A 16,710-nucleotide genomic window follows, 5' to 3' on the forward strand; every position below is an offset into this window, starting at 1 on the left:
CGCCTATCCGGGACTTCGAAGTCCCCGCCGCGCTAAACCACGTCCACTCGAACCCCGGCAGCTCGAATCGTCGCCACCGCGGCCGGATCCGCATCCGAATCCGTCACCAGCACATCGACCTGCTCGATCCCGCAGATCCGGGCCAGCGCTGAGCGCTCCAGTTTGTCCGCGGTGGCGACGACCGTCACCTGACCGGACCGCCGGACCATCTCGGTGGTCACCCCGGCTTCATCGATATGCCGACACTGCGCGCCGCCCTCGGCGGAAATCGCATTGACCCCGAGAATCAGTGCGTCCAAACGCAATTCGGCCAGTGCTCGCTCGGCCAACGGTCCATGCAACTCATAGGACTCCCGGCGCGCCACCCCACCGAGCACGATTGTGCGCATATGTGGCCGCAACACCATCTCGCCCGCGATATTGAGCGCGTTGGTGACGATGGTCAGTGGGTCACCGGCGGCATTGGCTAAATCGGTTCGTCCGGCCAATGCGCGTGCCACGGCGGTCGTCGTTGTCCCACCGTTCATTCCGACTACCGCACTCGGTTCGATAAGTCCCGCAGCGTGTTCGGCGATCCGCTGCTTCGGCTCATCCGCGCCCTGCCGGTAGCGCGCGGGCAGGTCGTAGGCGACCGAAGTCGCGACCACACCGCCGTGTGTCCTGGTCGCCAACTGCTGTTCGGCGAGTGCGGTGAAGTCGCGGCGTACCGTCGCCGTGGAAACCCCGAGGCGTTCGGCGGCCTCCTCTACCGAAAGCCGCCCGGTGTCGGCGAGCAGTTCCAGCAGTCGGTTCCATCGCTGCGGCCGGTCCGTCGGTCCGGTCATGTCAAGCCTTCCCGTCCACGCGAGCGACCTGCTGGTTTTCCACGCACGCGAACAATCTGAGCACAGGCACGTGCCGACCGTAGAGATTCGGCCGCCGTATTACCAAGTCGGACACCTTCATCACCGCGCCCGCAATCCATCGAGCACGAGATCGACCACCCGACGGACCGCGTCCGCATACGACTCACCGGCCCGGGTATAGATCTGCAAGGTCATCAGCCCGGCCACCTCGCCGGGCTCGATATCGGCGCGCATAGCACCGGCCTGCTGCGCCTGCCTGGTCATCCGCGAGACCGATTCGACAATCCGCCCTCGCACCTCGTGCAACCGCGGATCGGCCTGTATCTCGGCGTGCAGATTCGGCTCGATCGCCGATGCGAGCGCCCCGACCCGTCGCTGCGCACATTCGTGCAGAAACCGCGCAAGCGCGGGCCACGCCGCATCCTCCTGCTCCAATGCGGTCGCCGCCATCTGCGCCAGTTCCGCGAGGTAGGACTGGGCAGTCTCGGCGATCAACGCATCCCGATCCGGGAAGTGCCGATACAGCGTGCCGACACCCACACCCGCCCGATCCGCGATCTCCTTCATCGGCACATCGACACCTTGCTCACGGAAGGTCACCAGCGTCGCGGCAATGATCTGATCCCGGTTGTTCCTGGCATCAGCCCTCTTCGGACCGGTCGTCGCCCTCACCTCCGAGTTCAAGTGGACGAAATCCTTCCGCTTACTGTACGCTCCCCATTAACCGGACGAAATTCGTCCACTTAATCGAAAGGTGTTGTCATGAACAAGACGGTTCTGATCTCCGGCGCGGGCATCGGCGGTGCGACCCTGGCGTACTGGCTGGCCGACCGCGGCTTCCAGGTCACGGTGGTCGAGCGGGCGACAGGCCAACGCTCGAGTGGCAATCCGGTCGACGTAAAAGGACCTGCCATCGATGTGGCCGAGCGCATGGGCATCATGCCGCACCTGCGCGCTGCGAATTCCGCTGTGTCCCAGATGAATTTCGTCAACGCGAGCGGCCGCCGCATCGCCGGGATGGATCTGAAGGCCTTCCAGGGATCGGCGGGCGACCGCGAGGTCGAGATCCCTCGAGCCGATCTCGCCGCGATCCTGCTCGACGCCAGCCGCGACAGCGCCGAATTCCTGTGGGGCGATACCATTACCGGCCTGACCCAGCACACCGACGGCGTCGATGTCACCTTCGAACATGCCGATCCGCGCCGCTTCGACTTCGTGATCGGCGCGGACGGCCTGCATTCGGTGGTGCGCCGCCTGACCTTCGGCGATGAATCCGAATTCGTCCGGCACATGGGCATCTACATCGCGACCATCCGAGTCGATGAGCCATTCGGCAGCGACCGCGAAGTCCTCATCTACAACACGCCGGGACGGGCACTGTCGGTGCACCCGACGAAGGGTCGCGCCCTCGCGGCATTCATGTTCCGGCACAAGGGGGTTCCCGGTTTCGACCATCGCGACATCGAACTGCACAAGCGCCTGGTCATCGAGGCCTTCACCGACCAGGGCTGGCGGGTTCCCGAATTGCTGGACCGCGTCCGCGACACCGACGACCTGTTCTTCGACGCCGTCAGCAAGGGTGAACTCCCGCGCTGGTCGCACGGACGCATCGCGCTGCTCGGTGACGCCGCATCCTGCGTCTCACTGTTCGGCGACGGCTCCACCCTCGCGATCGCCGGGGCGTACACGTTGGCGGAGGAACTGGCGGGCGCACCGGAGGACCACCAGGCCGCGTTCCAGCGCTACGAGACCCGGCACCGGGTGCTGGTCGACCCCAAACTCAATGGCGTGGCCACCGCGGCATCGATGCTCATACCGGCGACGAAGGCCGGAATCGCACTGCGCAATACCGCAACTCGCGTCCTTCCCGCTGTCACGGCACTGCGTGATCGGGCCAGGTGCGCCGCTTGAAAGGCGCCGTTCACCACTGGCGATACCGCCGCAAATTTCGGCATCCGCTCGCGGAGAACAGGCTCGGCGTTGTCCCTTCGCCTCCTCTGTTCAGAGGGTGGTAGGGAGCCCGAAGCCCGGGAAGAGGGTGGCGTCGAGGAAGACCGTGATTCGGTCGATGGCTTCGTCGCGGAGGGTGAGTAGGTGGATGGAATGTGCCTGGTAGGTGTCGTTTTGGTCGCGCCGGTAGTAGGCGATGGCGGGTTGGGTGTTGGCGGAGGTCGGGATTGCGCGCCAGAGGTCGGGGGTGGAACCACATCTGTCGGTGAAGAAGGCGACGACGTGGGCGCGGCCCGCGAACCAGAGGAGGGCGGGCGGCATTTCGAGGACTACATCGTCGCGCAGTAACTTGGCGAAAGAAGCCATGTCGGCGTTGCCGAAGGTGGTTACGTAGCGGTCGATCATCGCGCGTTCGTCCGGGCTCAACGATTCCGAGATGCGGTCGAGCATGGGGGCGTCTTTCTCCAATTGGGCGCGGGCGCGTTGCAGTGCGCTATTGACTGCGGCGGTGGAGGTTTCGAGTAGGTCGGCGACCTCGGCTGCGGACCAGGCGAGTACGTCGCGCAGGATCAAGACCGCGCGCTGTCGGGCGGGTAGGTACTGCAGGGCCGCGATGAATGCGAGGCGGATGCCGCTGCGGGCCGCGATCACGGTTGCCGGATCGTCGGACGCGGTGCCGAGTAGTGCGTCGGGAATCGGCTCCAGCCAAGGGATTTCGGGATGACGCTGCGGTTTGGTGACCAAGGTTTCGCTGGGCCCGACAAGTCCGGTGGGCAGCGCCCGCCTGCCGCGCTGTTCGAGCGCGGTCAGGCAGGCGTTGGTGGCGATCCGATACAGCCAAGTGCGCAGCGACGCGCGCTGTTCGTCATAACGGTCGGCCGAGCGCCAGGCCCGCAGCATCGTCTCCTGAACCAGATCCTCGGCGTCGTGAATCGAGCCGAGCATCCGATAGCAGTGCGCGAGCAGTTCGGGCCGGTAGGGCGCGGTGCGCGCCGCGAAATCCGCACTGACCGTCATGGGTGCACAACCTACCGAGGAATCTGTGGCGCTGGTCATGCCTTCACCCCCGTATCGGCCGCCGAGTCGGAGGCAACCCCGTCGCTCGGTGTGCCCGTAGGGTCGGCCGACATGGTGTTCGGTGCGGGCGTACCGGCCGGAATCAGCAGGCCGATCGCGGCGCCCAGGAGCGCAAGCAGGGCAGCGGTCCCGATGGCGGCGGCGAAACCGTCACTGAAGGCCCGAGCGCTGGCGAAGCCGCCTACGGCCGCGAAAACCGCTGCCGGAACCGCGATTCCAAAGGCGCCGCCAAGTTGGCGCAGAGTGTTGTAGGTGCCCGATGCCGCCCCGACGGCGGGCATCGGAACGGCGCGCAGTACCGCACTTTGTGCGGCGGGAATCGCCATCGACACGCCTATGCCGGAGACGACGAAGGGCGCGATCATCGCCGCGTACGGCAGGTCCGGCCCAGCGGTGAGAGCAATCCACCCGTAACCGACGGCCTGCATGAGCAAACCGGTGACAACCAACGGACGCTCACCGAACCGGTTGACCTGCTTGCCTGCGATTGGTGCCACCAGGAACAGGGTGACCGTCCACGGCGCCAACCGCAGTCCGGCGCCGAGCGGACCTTGCTGCTGCACGATCTGCAGGAACTGGGCGAAGAAGAACGCGCCACTGAAAATCGAGGCGGCCAGCAGGAAGCCGACCGCATTGCCCGCGGAGAAGGCCCGCGAGGCAAAGAAGCGCATGGGAATCAGCGGCGCGCTGACGCGCAGTTCCCAGCGCGCGAATCCGACTGAAGCCACCGCGCCCACCAGGAAGGCGAGCACGACTTCGATACTGGTCCAACCGGATTCATTGCCGCGAATCAGGCCCCAGACGATCCCGAAAGCGGCGACGCTCACCAATGCGATTCCGAGAAAGTCCAGTCTGCGCGCCTCGCCCATACTTTCGGCGAGCCGCGTGCGCACCAATGGAATCAGCACCGCACCGATCGGCAGGTTCAACCAGAAGATCCACTGCCAGGCCAGGCCCTGCACCACCGCACCGCCGACCAGCGGCCCTCCGAGGGTGGCCAATCCGGTTGCCGCCGCGAATAATCCGAGCGCCTTGGTCCGCTGCTCCGGCTGGAAAGCCGCCGAGAGCAAGGCAACCGCCACGGGCATGATGGCGGCGGCCCCGATGCCCTGTGCCGTCCGCGCGGCGATCAACAGACCCAGATTCGGTGCCAGCGCACATCCGGCCGACGCCGCACTGAAAAGTGCCAGCCCGCCGACGAGCACCCGCCGACGGCCGTAGCGGTCACCGAGCGCCGCGCCCGCCATCAACAGCACGGCGAAACTGAGGTTGTATGCGTTGATCGTCCATTCCAGCTCGCCGATCGATGCGTGCAGGTCGAGCTGGATCGCATGCATCGCGGTCGTGACGACCAGTGCGTCGAGCACGATCATCAGGCCCGCGAATGATGTCAGCGCCAGCACCCAGCGCTGCCCCGTGGTCATCTTCATTGCATTCCTCCGATGGGTTGTGCGGATACATACCGGCGCCGTGGCGCCGATTCATCGGAGGTTGGGAAAAAAGCTTCAGGAACGCGAAGGCACGAGATCAGCGACGACAGGGGCTTCGCGCAAGGTGCGCACCCAGACGGCGAAGCCCCACGCGACGAAGCCCGCATAGATCAGATACAGCGTCGCCGACGGGTAATAGCCCGCCTTCAACAGCAATGGCACGCCGACGAGATCGACGGCGATCCAGATCAGCCAGAATTCGGCGAGCCCGCGTGCCATCCCGTAGGTCGCCAGCACCGATCCGGTGAAGATCCACGCCTCCGCCCACGGCCCGTAGGAACCGATCAACGCGAACAATCGAGCGAATGCGGCCGTGCCGACCAACATCGCGGCCACCAGCACCAGCCGTTCGCGCCCACTGGCCCAGCGCGGTACGACACCGCGGTGTTCGAGTCCGGTTTCGGCACGAGCATGCCGATGCCAGCTCCACCAGCCGTACACGCTGACCGCGATGAACATCAGCTGACGCCCGGCTTGTCCGGCCATATTCAAATGCTGTGGAGTGTTGAAGATTCCGCCGACGAAAACGGTGAACAGCAGGGCATTGCCCGCGATCCCGATCGGCCAGGCCCACACCCGCCGCCGCATACCGCCGACCGCGGAGGCCAGACCGAAGCCATTGCCGATGATCTCGCGCCAGAGGATCTCCGAGCCCGCGATATGCAGCTTGGCGTCGAGCAGCGCGAAAAGTGGGTTCACCTCCGCTGTAACCCGAGCGGGTCGCTATCTCATCCCAACCTGCGGGTTCGACGCAGGCGGATCGGAAATCACGTAACGATTGCGCAATCTGGGGTGGCGATTCGCAATATCCGTGCAACGACCTGCTCCTAGTGTTTTGGTCATGACGGCGAGCGGTACCGAGGAGCCCACTGGCGGGACGGGCATCCACATCAGCGGTTTGACGAAGACATTCCGGGTCGGGCGGAAGACGGTGCAGGCGCTGGACGAGGTGGAGCTGCATACCGAACAGGGCGCGTTCTTATCCCTGCTCGGCCCATCGGGCTGCGGCAAGTCGACGGTGCTGCGCATCCTGGCCGGACTGGAGACACCGACCGCGGGTAAGGCGCTCATCGACGGTGAAACGCCCGCCCAACTGCGCAGCCGCCACGAACTCGGCATCGCCTTCCAGGATTCGGCGCTGCTGCCGTGGCGTTCGGTGGAATCCAATATCAAGCTGCCCCTGCAGGTCGCGGGCATTTCACCGGATCCGGGACTGATCGCGGATCTGGTCCGGCTGGTCGGCCTCGAGGGCTTCGAGAAGGCCAAACCGGCGCAGCTGTCCGGCGGTATGCGCCAACGTGTTTCGATTGCGCGCGCCCTGGTCGTCAAGCCGACCGTCCTACTGCTCGACGAGCCCTTCGGCGCACTCGACGATATGACCCGGCAGCGGCTGAATCTGGAATTGCTGCGGATCTGGACCGAGAAGCCCGCGACCACCCTCATGGTTACGCACGGCATCGCGGAGGCGGTGTTCCTCTCCGATGTGGTCGCGGTGATGAGTCCGCGGCCGGGCCGGGTGCTGGAACTGGTGAAGATCGATCTGCCGCGCCCGCGCACGCCCGAGATGATGCGCACGCCGGAATTCCACAAGTTGCACGACTACCTCTCCGAGCTGTTGTTCGGGAAGTCCGGCAAGGGCGGTGTCGCATGAGTGAGCGCAGCGAGCGAATGCTGAATACAGCCGAGCGAATCGTAGTGCGGTCGTGCACAACCGGAACGGTCCGTGAGGTGTGGGCATGAATGGCATTCGAGAGCCGCGGTCGCGTGACCTGACCAGATGCCTGGCCCACGCACGCCAGGGCTGGCAGCGGGTCAGGCATGATCGGCCGCGGCAGCCGGTGGTATGCCGCCGACGCCGCCGAGGGGGTGCGGCATGAAACGGATCGGTGGACTGATCGGCGTCTTGGGATTGGTCGCGATCTGGTGGCTGCTGGCGGCGCTGGAGGTCGCGGGCGGCACCATCCCCAGCCCGTGGACCGTTCTGCACAACATGTACACCGATGGCTGGGATCTGTACGGCCCCAACTTCCGGATCACTGCGCTGGGCGCGCTGAAGGGGTTCATCTGGGGTAATGCGTTGGCCATCGGTCTGGCATTCCTGATCGTGCTGATCCCGTGGATCGAACCGCTGGCCACCCAGCTCGCTATCCTCAGTTACTGCATCCCGCTGCTCGCGCTCGGGCCGATCATCCTGGTGGTCTTCGGCGGTCGCACCCCGACGGTATTCCTCGCGGCGATGTACTGCTTCTTCACCACCATGGTCGGCACGGTCACCGGACTGCGCTCGGCCGATGTCACGAGCCTCGACTTGATCCGCGCCTACGGCGGTGGTCGCTGGCAGCAGCTCTATCGGGTGCAGGCGATCGCGGCGCTGCCGAATATGTTCGCGGCGTTGAAGATTGCCGCCCCGTCGGCCGTGCTCGGTGCGATCATCGGCGAGTACCTCGGCGGGGTGGACAGCGGCATCGGTGTCGCACTGACCGCCGCGCAATCCGCCTATAACGTGCCGCGCACCTGGGGCATGGCACTGGCTGCCGCCGCACTCGCAGGGCTCGGCTACGCGATTGTCGCGATTGTCGCTCGATTGGTCACCCCGTGGACCGGCCAGGAGGCGAGATGAGCCGCGCACTAGCGCCGCGTCCAGATAGCTTGCTCGCCGACTGTAGTGATATGGCGGTCGAATACGGCGTGGGCGACCACCATTTGACTCCGCTCGGCGGAACTCCGCAGCGAGTTGGCGTACGTCGGGCAAAGCAGTGCGCGTTGGGCAAGACCGCGCGCGGCCCGTTTGGAGGAGTGCGATGACCGACGAACTCGTGCCGATGGACAACGTGACTGCCGCCGCGCCGCCACCCGTCGAGGCGAGCACGCGGCCCCAGCGCAGCGCCGCCGCCCTCGCCGTCCTCACCCGCATCGGCCGCTTCCTGTTCCCCCTGGTCACCGCGCTGCTGCTGATGCTGGTGATCTGGTACGTCTTCCTGAAGGCCTTCCCTCAAGTCGGCCCCCGAGTAGGCAAAACACCCAGCGATATCTGGAAGTACCTGTTCAACTCTTCCGGCGCACACACCGCACGCCAGGCGATCTTCGACGACCTGCAGATCACCCTGCGTGACGCCGCGATCGGTTTCGGCGTCGGCATGCTGGCGGCTCTCGTCGTCGCGGCGCTGTTCGTCTCGTTCTCGGTGGTCGAGCAGACATTCATGCCCGTGGCCATGCTCTTGCGTTCGGTGCCCCTGGTGGCGCTGACCCCGATCATCGTGCTGGTGTTCGGTCGCGGACTGGCCGGTGTGACGGTGCTCGCGGCGATCGTGGTGTTTTTCCCGGCACTGGTCATGATCATGGCCGGTTTGCGCAATGCACCGCGGCAAGCGATGGACCTGGTGGCCGCATACGGCGGCTCCCGCTGGACCGGGCTGCGCATGGTCGCCGTGCCCGCCGCCCTGCCCTCGGTCTTCGCGGCGGCGCGAATCTCGGTGCCCGGCGCGTTGATCGGCGCATTGCTCGGTGAATGGTTGGGTAGTGGAACCGGGTTGGGGGCCAGTCTGATTCGCGCTATCCCGACCTTCCAATACAGCAAGCTGTGGGCCTCGATCGTTATCGTGACCATTGTTTCGGTGCTGCTGTACGCGATCGTCGGCGTCATCGAGAATCTGGTACTGGCGCGCTTCGGGCCCGAAGCGGGCCGCCGCTGACCGGTCAGTTTTCGTAAAATCAGTGCTCGGAACGCCAAAGTAAAGAAATCGAAACGGAATCCCCCTAGATTCGGCCCATGAACCCCGTACAACGCTCTTCGTTCGGGCCGCACCTGAACCGGCGATCCCTGCTTCGTTACTCCGCGCTGGCCGGCGCAGCATTGGGCGGCGCGAGCCTGCTGGCCGCATGCGGCGATGATTCGAAAGACTCGTCGGGCGGGTCGGTGGCGGACGGATCCAAGTACGGTTCCGTCGCGATCCAGCTGTCCTGGCTCAAGAACATCGAATTCGCGGGCGAATACTTCGCCGATTCGAAGGGCTACTACAAGGAGGCCGGATTCGGTTCGGTGAATCTGATTGCCGGTGGTGCGGCGAGCACCTCGGTCGAGGCAGGCCTGGACACCGGCAAGGTCTGGCTCGGCACCTCGGCCCCGCAGACCACCGCCCCCGCGATCCTGGAGGGCCTACCCGCCAAGATCGTCGCGACCACCTATCAGAAGAACCCGTTCTGCATCGTCAGCTCCGCCGCCAAGCCGATCAAGACCCCGCAGGATATGAAGGGCCGCAAGATCGGCGTCCAGGACACCAATCAGCTGATCTTCAACGCCCTGTTGAACGCCAACGGTATGAAGCCCAGCGATGTGACCATCGTGCCCGCGCAATACGATCCGACCCCGCTGGCCAACGGCGAGGTCGACGGCTGGGTCAGCTATGTGACCAATGAGCCGATCACGTTGACCGCCAAGGGATTTCAGAATGTCAATTTCCTCTTCGCGGACTACAACCTGCCGCTGGTGGCCGAGACCCTGACGGTCAAGCAGTCCACCATCGATAAGGAACGCGACAAGCTGAAGGCCTTCCTGATCGCCGAGATCAAGGGCTGGAAGGATGCGGTGGCGAATCCGGCCGAATCGGGGCGCCTGGCGGTCGAGGTGTACGGAAAGGATCAGAAACTCGATCTGAACGAACAGACTCAGGAGGCGACCGCGCAGAACGGCCTCGTCGTTTCCGCGGATTCGACCGCCAATGGTTTGCTGACCATGACTGATCAGTTGATCGAGCAGAATATCGCCGCACTGCGCAATGCCAAGATCGATATCAAGGCCGACCAGCTGTTCGACCTCTCGGTGCTGCGCGAGGTGTACGCGGAGAATCCTGGCCTGAAGTAGCGCTAAAGTGCCACCGGGGCGCTGGCCGGGAATTCCCTGAATTGCGGTTCGGCGCTCCGGTTTTCGGTGATCTGACGCCCGGCTCCGGAGCGGGCGACAAGCAGTTCGGCGGCGATCGAAACGGCGACTTCGGCGGCGGTGCGTGCCCCGATATCGAGACCGGCGGGGGAGTGCAGGCGGGCCAGAGTCGCGTCATCGAAACCGCCCGCCCTCAGATCCTCGATGCGTCTCAGGTGTGCGGACCAGGAGCCGTTGGCGGCGAGGTAACCCAGTTCGGGTAGCCGAAGTGCCACCGTGAGCAGTGGGATTTCGAACGTCGGATCGTGCCCGAGGACGACAATCGCCGTGCTGCCATCGATTTCGCCCGCCGCCGAGAGCGTATTCAGGTACCGGTGCGGCCAGTCGACGACCACCTCGGCGCCCGGGAAGGCTTCGGGTGTTGCGAAGGTGTCGCGGGAATCGCAGATCGTGACGCGGTAGCCGAGCAGTTTGGCCTGTACGGACAGTGCTGCGGCAAAGGCGTTGGCGCCGAAGATGATCAGCCGTGGCGGCGGCGGGAACGAGGCCACGAACACATCGGATTCGGGCAGCGCTACCAGTTCGGTCGCATGCCGCTGCGGGGTGATCAGATGCTGTCCGATCAGATCCGGATCCGGATTCCACACCACGGTGAACAGGCTAACCCTGCGGTGCGCGGCGATTTCGGCGGCTATGGAGGGGAATTCCGGAAAGTCCCGGCGTGAGAACGGCTCGACGAAAACATCGACCATGCCGCCGGAGTCCAATCCGGGCTCGCCCGGCGGGACACCGAGGCGGTGCAGTCCGCGTCGACCGCTGCGCGCGGCATCGGCGGCGGCCTCGATCACTGTCGACTCGACGCTGCCGCCGAGGAGCGAACCGTAGACCGCGCCATTGGCATCTACCAGGATCGATGTCCCGACCGGCAGCGGTCCGGAACCAACAGTTCGCACGACGGTGGCCAGTCCACCTGTTCGGCCCGAATGCCACACCCGCAATAGGTCGTCGACGATGTCCCGCATCTGTTCAGCTCCGCTCACGCGTGCGGCGTGGCCGGGAAGTCACGATCATCGCCTGTCGCCAAATCGTCGCACGTGACGCACACCATATCGTTATTACCGGCCAAATAGGTGCGCCCGCCGGAATCTCTAACGGCTGCCTGATACACCGAGGTCCAATGCTTGTGGGACATCACGACGGGATGCCCGGGTGTGGTGTGGAACACAGCCCGCGCCAAGCCGGTCGGTGCCGCGAAGGCCGCGGCGACGACTCGGGCGACCACATCGGCTCCGACGTCGGGGGTATCCACCGGCATGATCGCGACGTACTCGGCGGGCGTATGCGCGACGGCTCGCAAACCCGCCCGCAGTGAGGCCCCGAGGCCGGTCGCCCAGTCCGCTGCCCACACATGATCGACACCCTTGGGTAGATCGACCGCATCCGGTGACGGTCCGGTCGCGCCGAGCACCACGATCACCGGATCGCAGCCGCCGTCGCGCAGGGCCGCTAGCGCCGACCGCAGCCAGGCGCCGCCCTCGGCCAATGCCTTGGGCATCCCGTAGCGCGTCCCGGCGCCCGCGGCCAGGACGATGCCCGCGCAGACCGGTTCGGGTGATACAGCCATGAGCAGACGGTAGCCCGGCCGCGTAGCTGATGGGTTACGGAAAAGTGCTGTGACGTCGACGGCCGGACGCCGACGACACGCCGGAAGTGATCTATCCCTATTCGACTGGCGACCGGGTCGGTCGTATTCGATGCTGGTCCGATGACACACGACGGGTGGGGCCTCGCGGAATTCAACGCATTGCCCGAAGCGAAGGCGAATGCGGCCTTGCTCGTGTGTTGCGCTTCGCCGGAATGGGCGCGGGCTCTGGTCGCCGGACGGCCGTACGCGAATACTGATGCCGTATTCGATGCTGCCGACGCGGTGCTGGCGGAATTGTCGGAGGCGGAGGTCGATCGCGCACTCGACGGACATCCGCGTATCGGTGCCCGGCCCCATACTGCGGCATCCGCGCGGGAGCAGGCCGGGGTCGCCGGGGCCGAGGATGCCGTGCGGGTGCGGCTGGCCGAGGGCAATCTGGCCTATGAGGAGAAGTTCGGCCATATCTACCTGGTGTGCGCGACCGGTAAGTCCGGGGACGAGCTGCTGGAATTGCTCAGTGCCCGGCTCGGAAATGATCCGGAGACCGAAAGGCTGGTTATGCGAAGGGAATTGGCGAAGATCAATCGGATTCGGTTGGCGCGGCTGCTGGTCGGGGATGCCGAATGAGCACGCTTAGTACACATGTGCTCGATGCCGCCGCCGGCGCGCCGGCTGCCGGTATCGCAGTGGTGCTCTATCGGGACACCGAGGTGCTCGGTTCCGGAACAACCGATGACGACGGCCGGATCGCTTCCCTCGGTACTTCACTGCCACCCGAGACGTATCGGCTGGTGTTCGATACCGGCGCATACTTCGCCGAGCGGGAGATCGAATCGTTCTATCCGGAGATCTGCGTCACATTCGTCGTCATCGAAGAGCGGCACTACCACGTCCCATTGTTGTTGTCGCCCTTCGCCTTTTCCACCTACCGAGGGAGCTGAGCCGGCTATGGAGCTGACCGGACCGATCGTGCTGTCCGACAACCGGTATGGAAAGGCGGAGAACCGCATCGTCCGGATTTATCGGGACCAGCCGCGTCACGAGATCCGCGATGTGAACGTATCCACGGTGCTGCGTGGCGATTTCGCCAATGCGTATGTCGCCGGTGACCAGTCGAAGGTATTGCCCACCGATAGCCAGAAGCAGACCGCCTACGCGTACGCGAAAAAGCCTGGGCTGCAACCGATCGAAGACTATGCGCTAACGCTCGCCGCACATTTTGTCGACGAGATCGCACCGGTCGACAGCGCGCGCATCGAGGTCGAAGAGTATGCCTGGCAGCGCGTTACCGTCGACGGAAGCGAGCACGATCACACCTGGGTGCGGCAGGGGCCAGAGGTGCGGACCGCGACGGTCACGGTCGCGGGTAAGGGCGAGCGGCAGCAGGCCTGGGTGATCGGCGGGGTCAAGGATCTGGTGATCCTCAAGTCGACCGGCTCGGAATTCGCCGACTTCCTCACCGACGATTTTACCGTGCTCGCGCCGACGAGCGACCGGATGCTCGCGACATCCCTCGTCGCGCAGTGGCGATTCGCCGCCACGACCGACGTGGACTGGGATGCGGTGTACGCGGGCGTCCGGCAGCGGATGGTCGAGGTCTTCGCGACGCTGCATTCGAAGGCTATGCAGCAGACGCTCTTCGAAATGGGCAAGGCCGCACTCGAGGCCTTTCCGGTGCTCGCCGAAATCCGGCTGGCCGCGCCGAATAAGCATCATTTCGACTACGACCTCGCTCGATTCGGCATCGCGAACCACGGCGAGGTCTTTCACGCCGATGACCGGCCCTACGGGCTCATCCATGCCACTGTGCAGCGGGAAGATGCCCCGGAAGCCGGGCCCGCATGGCTACCGTAGGCACTATGACGACAACGACGGTCATCGACGGGTGCGCCGTGGCGACCGTCGATCCGAACGGCACCGAATACCGTCGCGGGTATGTGACAGTGCAGGGCAACCGGATCACCGCGGTCGGTGCGGGTGACGCGCCCGATCTCGGCGCGGACACGCACCGCATCGATGGCCGCGGCTGCCTGCTCACGCCGGGACTGGTGAACACCCATCACCATCTCTACCAGTGGGTCACTCGGGGTCTGGCCGCGGATAACACGCTGTTCGAATGGCTCACCACGCTCTATCCGATCTGGGCGGGTATCGATGAAGATGCGGTTCGCGTCGCCGCGACCGGTGCGCTCGCCGCGCTGGCCCGGACGGGCTGCACCACCTCCACCGACCATCACTACGTATTCCCGCGCGAAGGGGGCGACCTGCTCGGCGCGGAGATCGCCGCGGCCGCCGAGGTCGGCTTGCGATTCCATCCGACGCGCGGCTCGATGGATCTCGGGCAGAGTTCGGGTGGTTTGCCGCCCGACGAGGTGGTGGAGACCCTCGACGCCATTCTCGCCGCGAGCGCGGATGCCGTTGCCCGCTGGCATGATCCGTCATTCGACTCGATGCTGCGGATCGCACTCGCACCGTGTTCGCCGTTCTCGGTGACCACGGAGTTGCTGCGCGAATCCGCGGTACTGGCACGCGATCTCGGCGTACGCCTGCATACCCATCTGGCCGAGACGATCGATGAAGCGCAGTTCTGTGCGGATAAGTTCGGCTGCACACCCGCGCAGTACATGGAGCGACTCGGTTGGCTCGGCTCGGATGTCTGGTACGCACATGGCATCCACCTGGACGACGCTGCCATCGACACCATGGCGAAAACCGGTACCGGAGTGGCGCATTGCCCCACCTCGAATGCGCGGATCGGCGCGGGTACGGCGCGCACGGCGGATCTGGTCGCGGCGGGCGTGCCGGTCGGCCTCGGCGTGGACGGTGCGGCGAGCAATGAATCCAGTTCGATGATCGAGGAGCCGCGCAATGCGCTGCTCTATGCGAGGGCCAAGGGCGGACCGCGTGCGATCAGCACTCGAAAAGCGTTGGAGCTGGCCACTATCGGTGGTGCGCGGGTGCTGGGGCGAGAAGCCGAAATCGGGTCGATCGAACCGGGCAAGCTTGCCGATCTCGCCCTGTGGCGCCTCGATACACCCGCACACGCGGGCATCGATGACCCGGTGACCGCATTGATTCTCGGCTCGGCACCGCCACTGGCGGCATTGATCGTCAACGGGCGCATGGTCGTTCGAGATGGTGAGGTGCGCACGGTGGACGAGGCGAAGGTCGGCGGCGAGGTCGCGCGGGCGCAGGCGGCGCTCGTCGCGAAGGCGGGATAGCGCCGTCACGGCTGTCGCCTTCGTATCGAGCGAGCTTGATGCGCGCGGCGATCGGCGCTGCGCAGACACTACGACCAATACCCATCGGAGTTTGCTCGTCTGTTCCGAATATTGCTTAGCTGAGCAAGACGCACTAATGTTTTGCTTATGCAAGCAAGGAGTGGCTCAGGTAAGCGTGAGGCGCGGACCTTCACCGAGACCGCGCGCCGCGCGCAGATCGTGGAGGCCGCGATCGAGGTGATCGCCGAGGCCGGCTATCCGAATGCGTCGTTTGCGAAGATCGCCAACCAGGCGGGGCTGAGTAGTACCGGCATGATCTCCTACCACTTCGAGGGCAAAGATGATCTGATCCGCGAGGTGGCCACCGAGATCGTGCGCGTGAATACGGAATTCGTCGTCGCCAAGCTCGACGCCGAGTCCGGATATACCGCTCAATTACGCACCTGGTTCACGGCCAACCTGGCACTGCTCGGCGAGTACCCCCGACATCAGCGGGCGCTGGCAAGCATCATCGCCAACATCCGTCCCGACGACCCGCAGAAGTTCGGCCTGGTCGAGCATCTGGCCGAGATCACCCGTGCCGAGGAGCGGTGGATGCGAGAAGCGCAGCGGGCCGGCGCATTTCGCGACTTCGATCCCGCCATCATGGTGCTGGCCATCCGGGGCGCGCGGGAGGCGGCCATTACCCGAGCCGGCCTCGACCCCGACTTCGATACCGCGGCCTGCGCACGCGAACTGGCCGACCTATTCGATTACGCCACACGGAGGCAATCGTGATCACGTCCCGAGCCGAGATGAACCAGCAGCAGTCGATTGCGGCGGATCGCACGTCGCGACAGAAAAATGCCGCTGCGCGCCGCCTCGTCGCGCGACAATTGATCGTGGAACTGGTGCTGCCGATCGGCGGCTACTACGGCTTGCGTGCGGCGGGAGTGAATCCGTGGCTGGCGCTGATCGCGCCCGCCGCGCTCACCGTGCCATTCCTCACCTACCACGCGATCCGGCAGCGCCGCGTCGACACGGTGGCGCTGTTCACTCTCACCATGATCGTGGTGGGCGCGGTGATGTCGCTGGTGACCGGTGATCCCCGCACGCTGATGGTGCGTGACAGCTGGATCTTCGGCGTGCTAGGCCTGTGGATCTTGGCCACCCTGTTCACCCAGCAGCCCTTCATACGCACAACTTCCCGCGCGATCGTCACGGCGAAGATCGGCGAGGAGGGCTACCGGCAGTGGGATGCACGCTGGGATAACGACTCCCAATTCCGCCGCCAGCTGCGAGTGCTGACCGCGGTCTGGGGGTCAACCTTCTCTGGAGACGCACTGGTACGCGTTGTGCTCGCCTACACGCTCCCGATCGACTCGGTCCCGCTGGTGAGCAGCCTGCAATGGCTGGTAGTCCTTGCCGGGGTGTGGACCTTTCACACCGTCTACGTCACCAGGAAAGGACTGAAAGTCTGAGCTGGTGTATATGGTCGCACGCGGTATCCCGAGCTCGCAATGTGCCGAGAGTGCCTGTGCCACTGGAAATTTTGAGTCGTTGCTGATGTCACTGAAGTCGATACGTGTGTTTGCAGCCCGGTTTGGCTCTCGCTGCGCCGACC

General features: G+C 65.1%; 18 protein-coding genes. 11 read left to right on the plus strand and 7 right to left on the minus strand.

Features of this window, described 5'->3' with window-relative positions:
- Positions 1–32 precede the first annotated feature (32 nt).
- Together ACIBJI_RS00650 and ACIBJI_RS00655 are read right to left on the minus strand one after the other, a co-directional pair.
- Entirely contained in the window at positions 33–824 is a 792-nt protein-coding gene (locus ACIBJI_RS00650) for a DeoR/GlpR family DNA-binding transcription regulator (protein WP_364353469.1), read from the minus strand.
- 120 nt (positions 825–944) lie between these two features.
- On the minus strand, positions 945–1,529 hold the full coding sequence (locus tag ACIBJI_RS00655) for a TetR/AcrR family transcriptional regulator (protein WP_397082617.1): 585 nt from the start codon (positions 1,527–1,529) through the stop codon (positions 945–947).
- 78 nt (positions 1,530–1,607) lie between these two features.
- On the opposite strand from ACIBJI_RS00655, the gene ACIBJI_RS00660 reads away from it, so the two are divergent.
- Positions 1,608–2,756, plus strand: a complete 1,149-nt coding sequence (locus ACIBJI_RS00660) for an FAD-dependent monooxygenase (protein WP_396958264.1) — start codon at positions 1,608–1,610, stop codon at positions 2,754–2,756.
- A gap of 90 nt (positions 2,757–2,846) precedes the next feature.
- Here ACIBJI_RS00660 and ACIBJI_RS00665 read toward each other — a convergent pair whose 3' ends face one another.
- The 3 genes from ACIBJI_RS00665 to pnuC form a co-directional block, all read right to left on the minus strand.
- Positions 2,847–3,812, minus strand: a complete 966-nt coding sequence (locus tag ACIBJI_RS00665; RefSeq protein WP_364353460.1) for a sigma-70 family RNA polymerase sigma factor — start codon at positions 3,810–3,812, stop codon at positions 2,847–2,849.
- Between the two features lie 35 nt (positions 3,813–3,847).
- Entirely contained in the window at positions 3,848–5,302 is a 1,455-nt protein-coding gene (locus ACIBJI_RS00670) for a DHA2 family efflux MFS transporter permease subunit (protein ID WP_364353457.1), read from the minus strand.
- A gap of 75 nt (positions 5,303–5,377) precedes the next feature.
- Positions 5,378–6,061: a nicotinamide riboside transporter PnuC gene (gene pnuC / locus ACIBJI_RS00675; protein ID WP_364353454.1), complete on the minus strand. Its 684-nt coding sequence runs from the start codon at positions 6,059–6,061 to the stop codon at positions 5,378–5,380.
- 142 nt (positions 6,062–6,203) lie between these two features.
- Here pnuC and ACIBJI_RS00680 point away from each other — a divergent pair, with 142 nt between their 5' ends.
- The 4 genes from ACIBJI_RS00680 (at position 6,204) to ACIBJI_RS00695 (ending at position 10,223) form a co-directional block, all read left to right on the plus strand.
- Positions 6,204–7,013: an ABC transporter ATP-binding protein gene (locus ACIBJI_RS00680; RefSeq protein WP_364353451.1), complete on the plus strand. Its 810-nt coding sequence runs from the start codon at positions 6,204–6,206 to the stop codon at positions 7,011–7,013.
- Positions 7,014–7,235: 222 nt separating this feature from the next.
- On the plus strand, positions 7,236–7,982 hold the full coding sequence (locus ACIBJI_RS00685) for an ABC transporter permease subunit (protein WP_364353448.1): 747 nt from the start codon (positions 7,236–7,238) through the stop codon (positions 7,980–7,982).
- A gap of 334 nt (positions 7,983–8,316) precedes the next feature.
- Positions 8,317–9,054 (plus strand): ABC transporter permease, encoded by a 738-nt coding sequence (locus ACIBJI_RS00690; RefSeq protein ID WP_245672143.1) that lies wholly within the window; start codon positions 8,317–8,319, stop codon positions 9,052–9,054.
- A gap of 77 nt (positions 9,055–9,131) precedes the next feature.
- The gene (locus ACIBJI_RS00695; protein WP_364353445.1) at positions 9,132–10,223 is read left to right on the plus strand and encodes an ABC transporter substrate-binding protein; all 1,092 of its coding nucleotides are present in this window, start codon (positions 9,132–9,134) and stop codon (positions 10,221–10,223) included.
- 2 nt (positions 10,224–10,225) lie between these two features.
- Here the strand turns inward: ACIBJI_RS00695 and ACIBJI_RS00700 are convergent, their stop codons facing one another.
- Positions 10,226–11,263 (minus strand): XdhC family protein, encoded by a 1,038-nt coding sequence (locus tag ACIBJI_RS00700; protein ID WP_364353443.1) that lies wholly within the window; start codon positions 11,261–11,263, stop codon positions 10,226–10,228.
- A 14-nt stretch (positions 11,264–11,277) separates the two neighbouring features.
- Positions 11,278–11,865: a nucleotidyltransferase family protein gene (locus ACIBJI_RS00705; protein WP_364353440.1), complete on the minus strand. Its 588-nt coding sequence runs from the start codon at positions 11,863–11,865 to the stop codon at positions 11,278–11,280.
- A 141-nt stretch (positions 11,866–12,006) separates the two neighbouring features.
- Between ACIBJI_RS00705 and uraD the strand changes: the two genes are divergently transcribed.
- The 6 genes from uraD to ACIBJI_RS00735 all read left to right on the plus strand — a co-directional run bounded on the left by uraD (position 12,007) and on the right by ACIBJI_RS00735 (position 16,567).
- Entirely contained in the window at positions 12,007–12,513 is a 507-nt protein-coding gene (gene uraD, locus ACIBJI_RS00710; RefSeq protein ID WP_396958266.1) for a 2-oxo-4-hydroxy-4-carboxy-5-ureidoimidazoline decarboxylase, read from the plus strand.
- Positions 12,510–12,827 carry a hydroxyisourate hydrolase gene (gene uraH, locus ACIBJI_RS00715; protein ID WP_396958267.1) on the plus strand — a complete coding sequence of 106 codons (318 nt, stop codon included), beginning with the start codon at positions 12,510–12,512 and terminating at the stop codon, positions 12,825–12,827. The genes uraD and uraH overlap by 4 nt, the downstream gene beginning before the upstream one ends.
- A gap of 7 nt (positions 12,828–12,834) precedes the next feature.
- Complete coding sequence (gene pucL, locus ACIBJI_RS00720; RefSeq protein WP_364353431.1) at positions 12,835–13,740, plus strand: factor-independent urate hydroxylase; 906 nt, start codon at positions 12,835–12,837, stop codon at positions 13,738–13,740.
- A gap of 5 nt (positions 13,741–13,745) precedes the next feature.
- Positions 13,746–15,107, plus strand: a complete 1,362-nt coding sequence (locus ACIBJI_RS00725; protein WP_396958268.1) for an 8-oxoguanine deaminase — start codon at positions 13,746–13,748, stop codon at positions 15,105–15,107.
- 147 nt (positions 15,108–15,254) lie between these two features.
- The gene (locus ACIBJI_RS00730; protein WP_364353425.1) at positions 15,255–15,884 is read left to right on the plus strand and encodes a TetR/AcrR family transcriptional regulator; all 630 of its coding nucleotides are present in this window, start codon (positions 15,255–15,257) and stop codon (positions 15,882–15,884) included.
- Positions 15,881–16,567, plus strand: a complete 687-nt coding sequence (locus tag ACIBJI_RS00735) for a VC0807 family protein (protein WP_364353422.1) — start codon at positions 15,881–15,883, stop codon at positions 16,565–16,567. Before ACIBJI_RS00730 ends, ACIBJI_RS00735 begins: the two co-directional genes overlap by 4 nt.
- The last annotated feature ends 143 nt before the right edge of the window (positions 16,568–16,710 follow it).

Source organism: Nocardia sp. NPDC050408 (genome assembly GCF_044458905.1).
GTDB lineage: Bacteria > Actinomycetota > Actinomycetes > Mycobacteriales > Mycobacteriaceae > Nocardia.

Coding starts and splice junctions, on each gene's coding strand:
- uraD (WP_396958266.1), top strand. CDS start 12,007: ATGACACACGACGGGTGGGGCCTCGCGGAATTCAACGCATTGCCCGAA.
- uraH (WP_396958267.1), top strand. CDS start 12,510: ATGAGCACGCTTAGTACACATGTGCTCGATGCCGCCGCCGGCGCGCCG.
- ACIBJI_RS00705 (WP_364353440.1), bottom strand. CDS start 11,865: ATGGCTGTATCACCCGAACCGGTCTGCGCGGGCATCGTCCTGGCCGCG.
- ACIBJI_RS00670 (WP_364353457.1), bottom strand. CDS start 5,302: ATGAAGATGACCACGGGGCAGCGCTGGGTGCTGGCGCTGACATCATTC.
- ACIBJI_RS00665 (WP_364353460.1), bottom strand. CDS start 3,812: ATGACGGTCAGTGCGGATTTCGCGGCGCGCACCGCGCCCTACCGGCCC.
- ACIBJI_RS00695 (WP_364353445.1), top strand. CDS start 9,132: ATGAACCCCGTACAACGCTCTTCGTTCGGGCCGCACCTGAACCGGCGA.
- ACIBJI_RS00660 (WP_396958264.1), top strand. CDS start 1,608: ATGAACAAGACGGTTCTGATCTCCGGCGCGGGCATCGGCGGTGCGACC.
- pucL (WP_364353431.1), top strand. CDS start 12,835: ATGGAGCTGACCGGACCGATCGTGCTGTCCGACAACCGGTATGGAAAG.
- ACIBJI_RS00700 (WP_364353443.1), bottom strand. CDS start 11,263: ATGCGGGACATCGTCGACGACCTATTGCGGGTGTGGCATTCGGGCCGA.
- ACIBJI_RS00650 (WP_364353469.1), bottom strand. CDS start 824: ATGACCGGACCGACGGACCGGCCGCAGCGATGGAACCGACTGCTGGAA.
- ACIBJI_RS00685 (WP_364353448.1), top strand. CDS start 7,236: ATGAAACGGATCGGTGGACTGATCGGCGTCTTGGGATTGGTCGCGATC.
- ACIBJI_RS00680 (WP_364353451.1), top strand. CDS start 6,204: ATGACGGCGAGCGGTACCGAGGAGCCCACTGGCGGGACGGGCATCCAC.
- ACIBJI_RS00725 (WP_396958268.1), top strand. CDS start 13,746: ATGACGACAACGACGGTCATCGACGGGTGCGCCGTGGCGACCGTCGAT.
- ACIBJI_RS00690 (WP_245672143.1), top strand. CDS start 8,317: ATGCTGGTGATCTGGTACGTCTTCCTGAAGGCCTTCCCTCAAGTCGGC.
- ACIBJI_RS00730 (WP_364353425.1), top strand. CDS start 15,255: ATGCAAGCAAGGAGTGGCTCAGGTAAGCGTGAGGCGCGGACCTTCACC.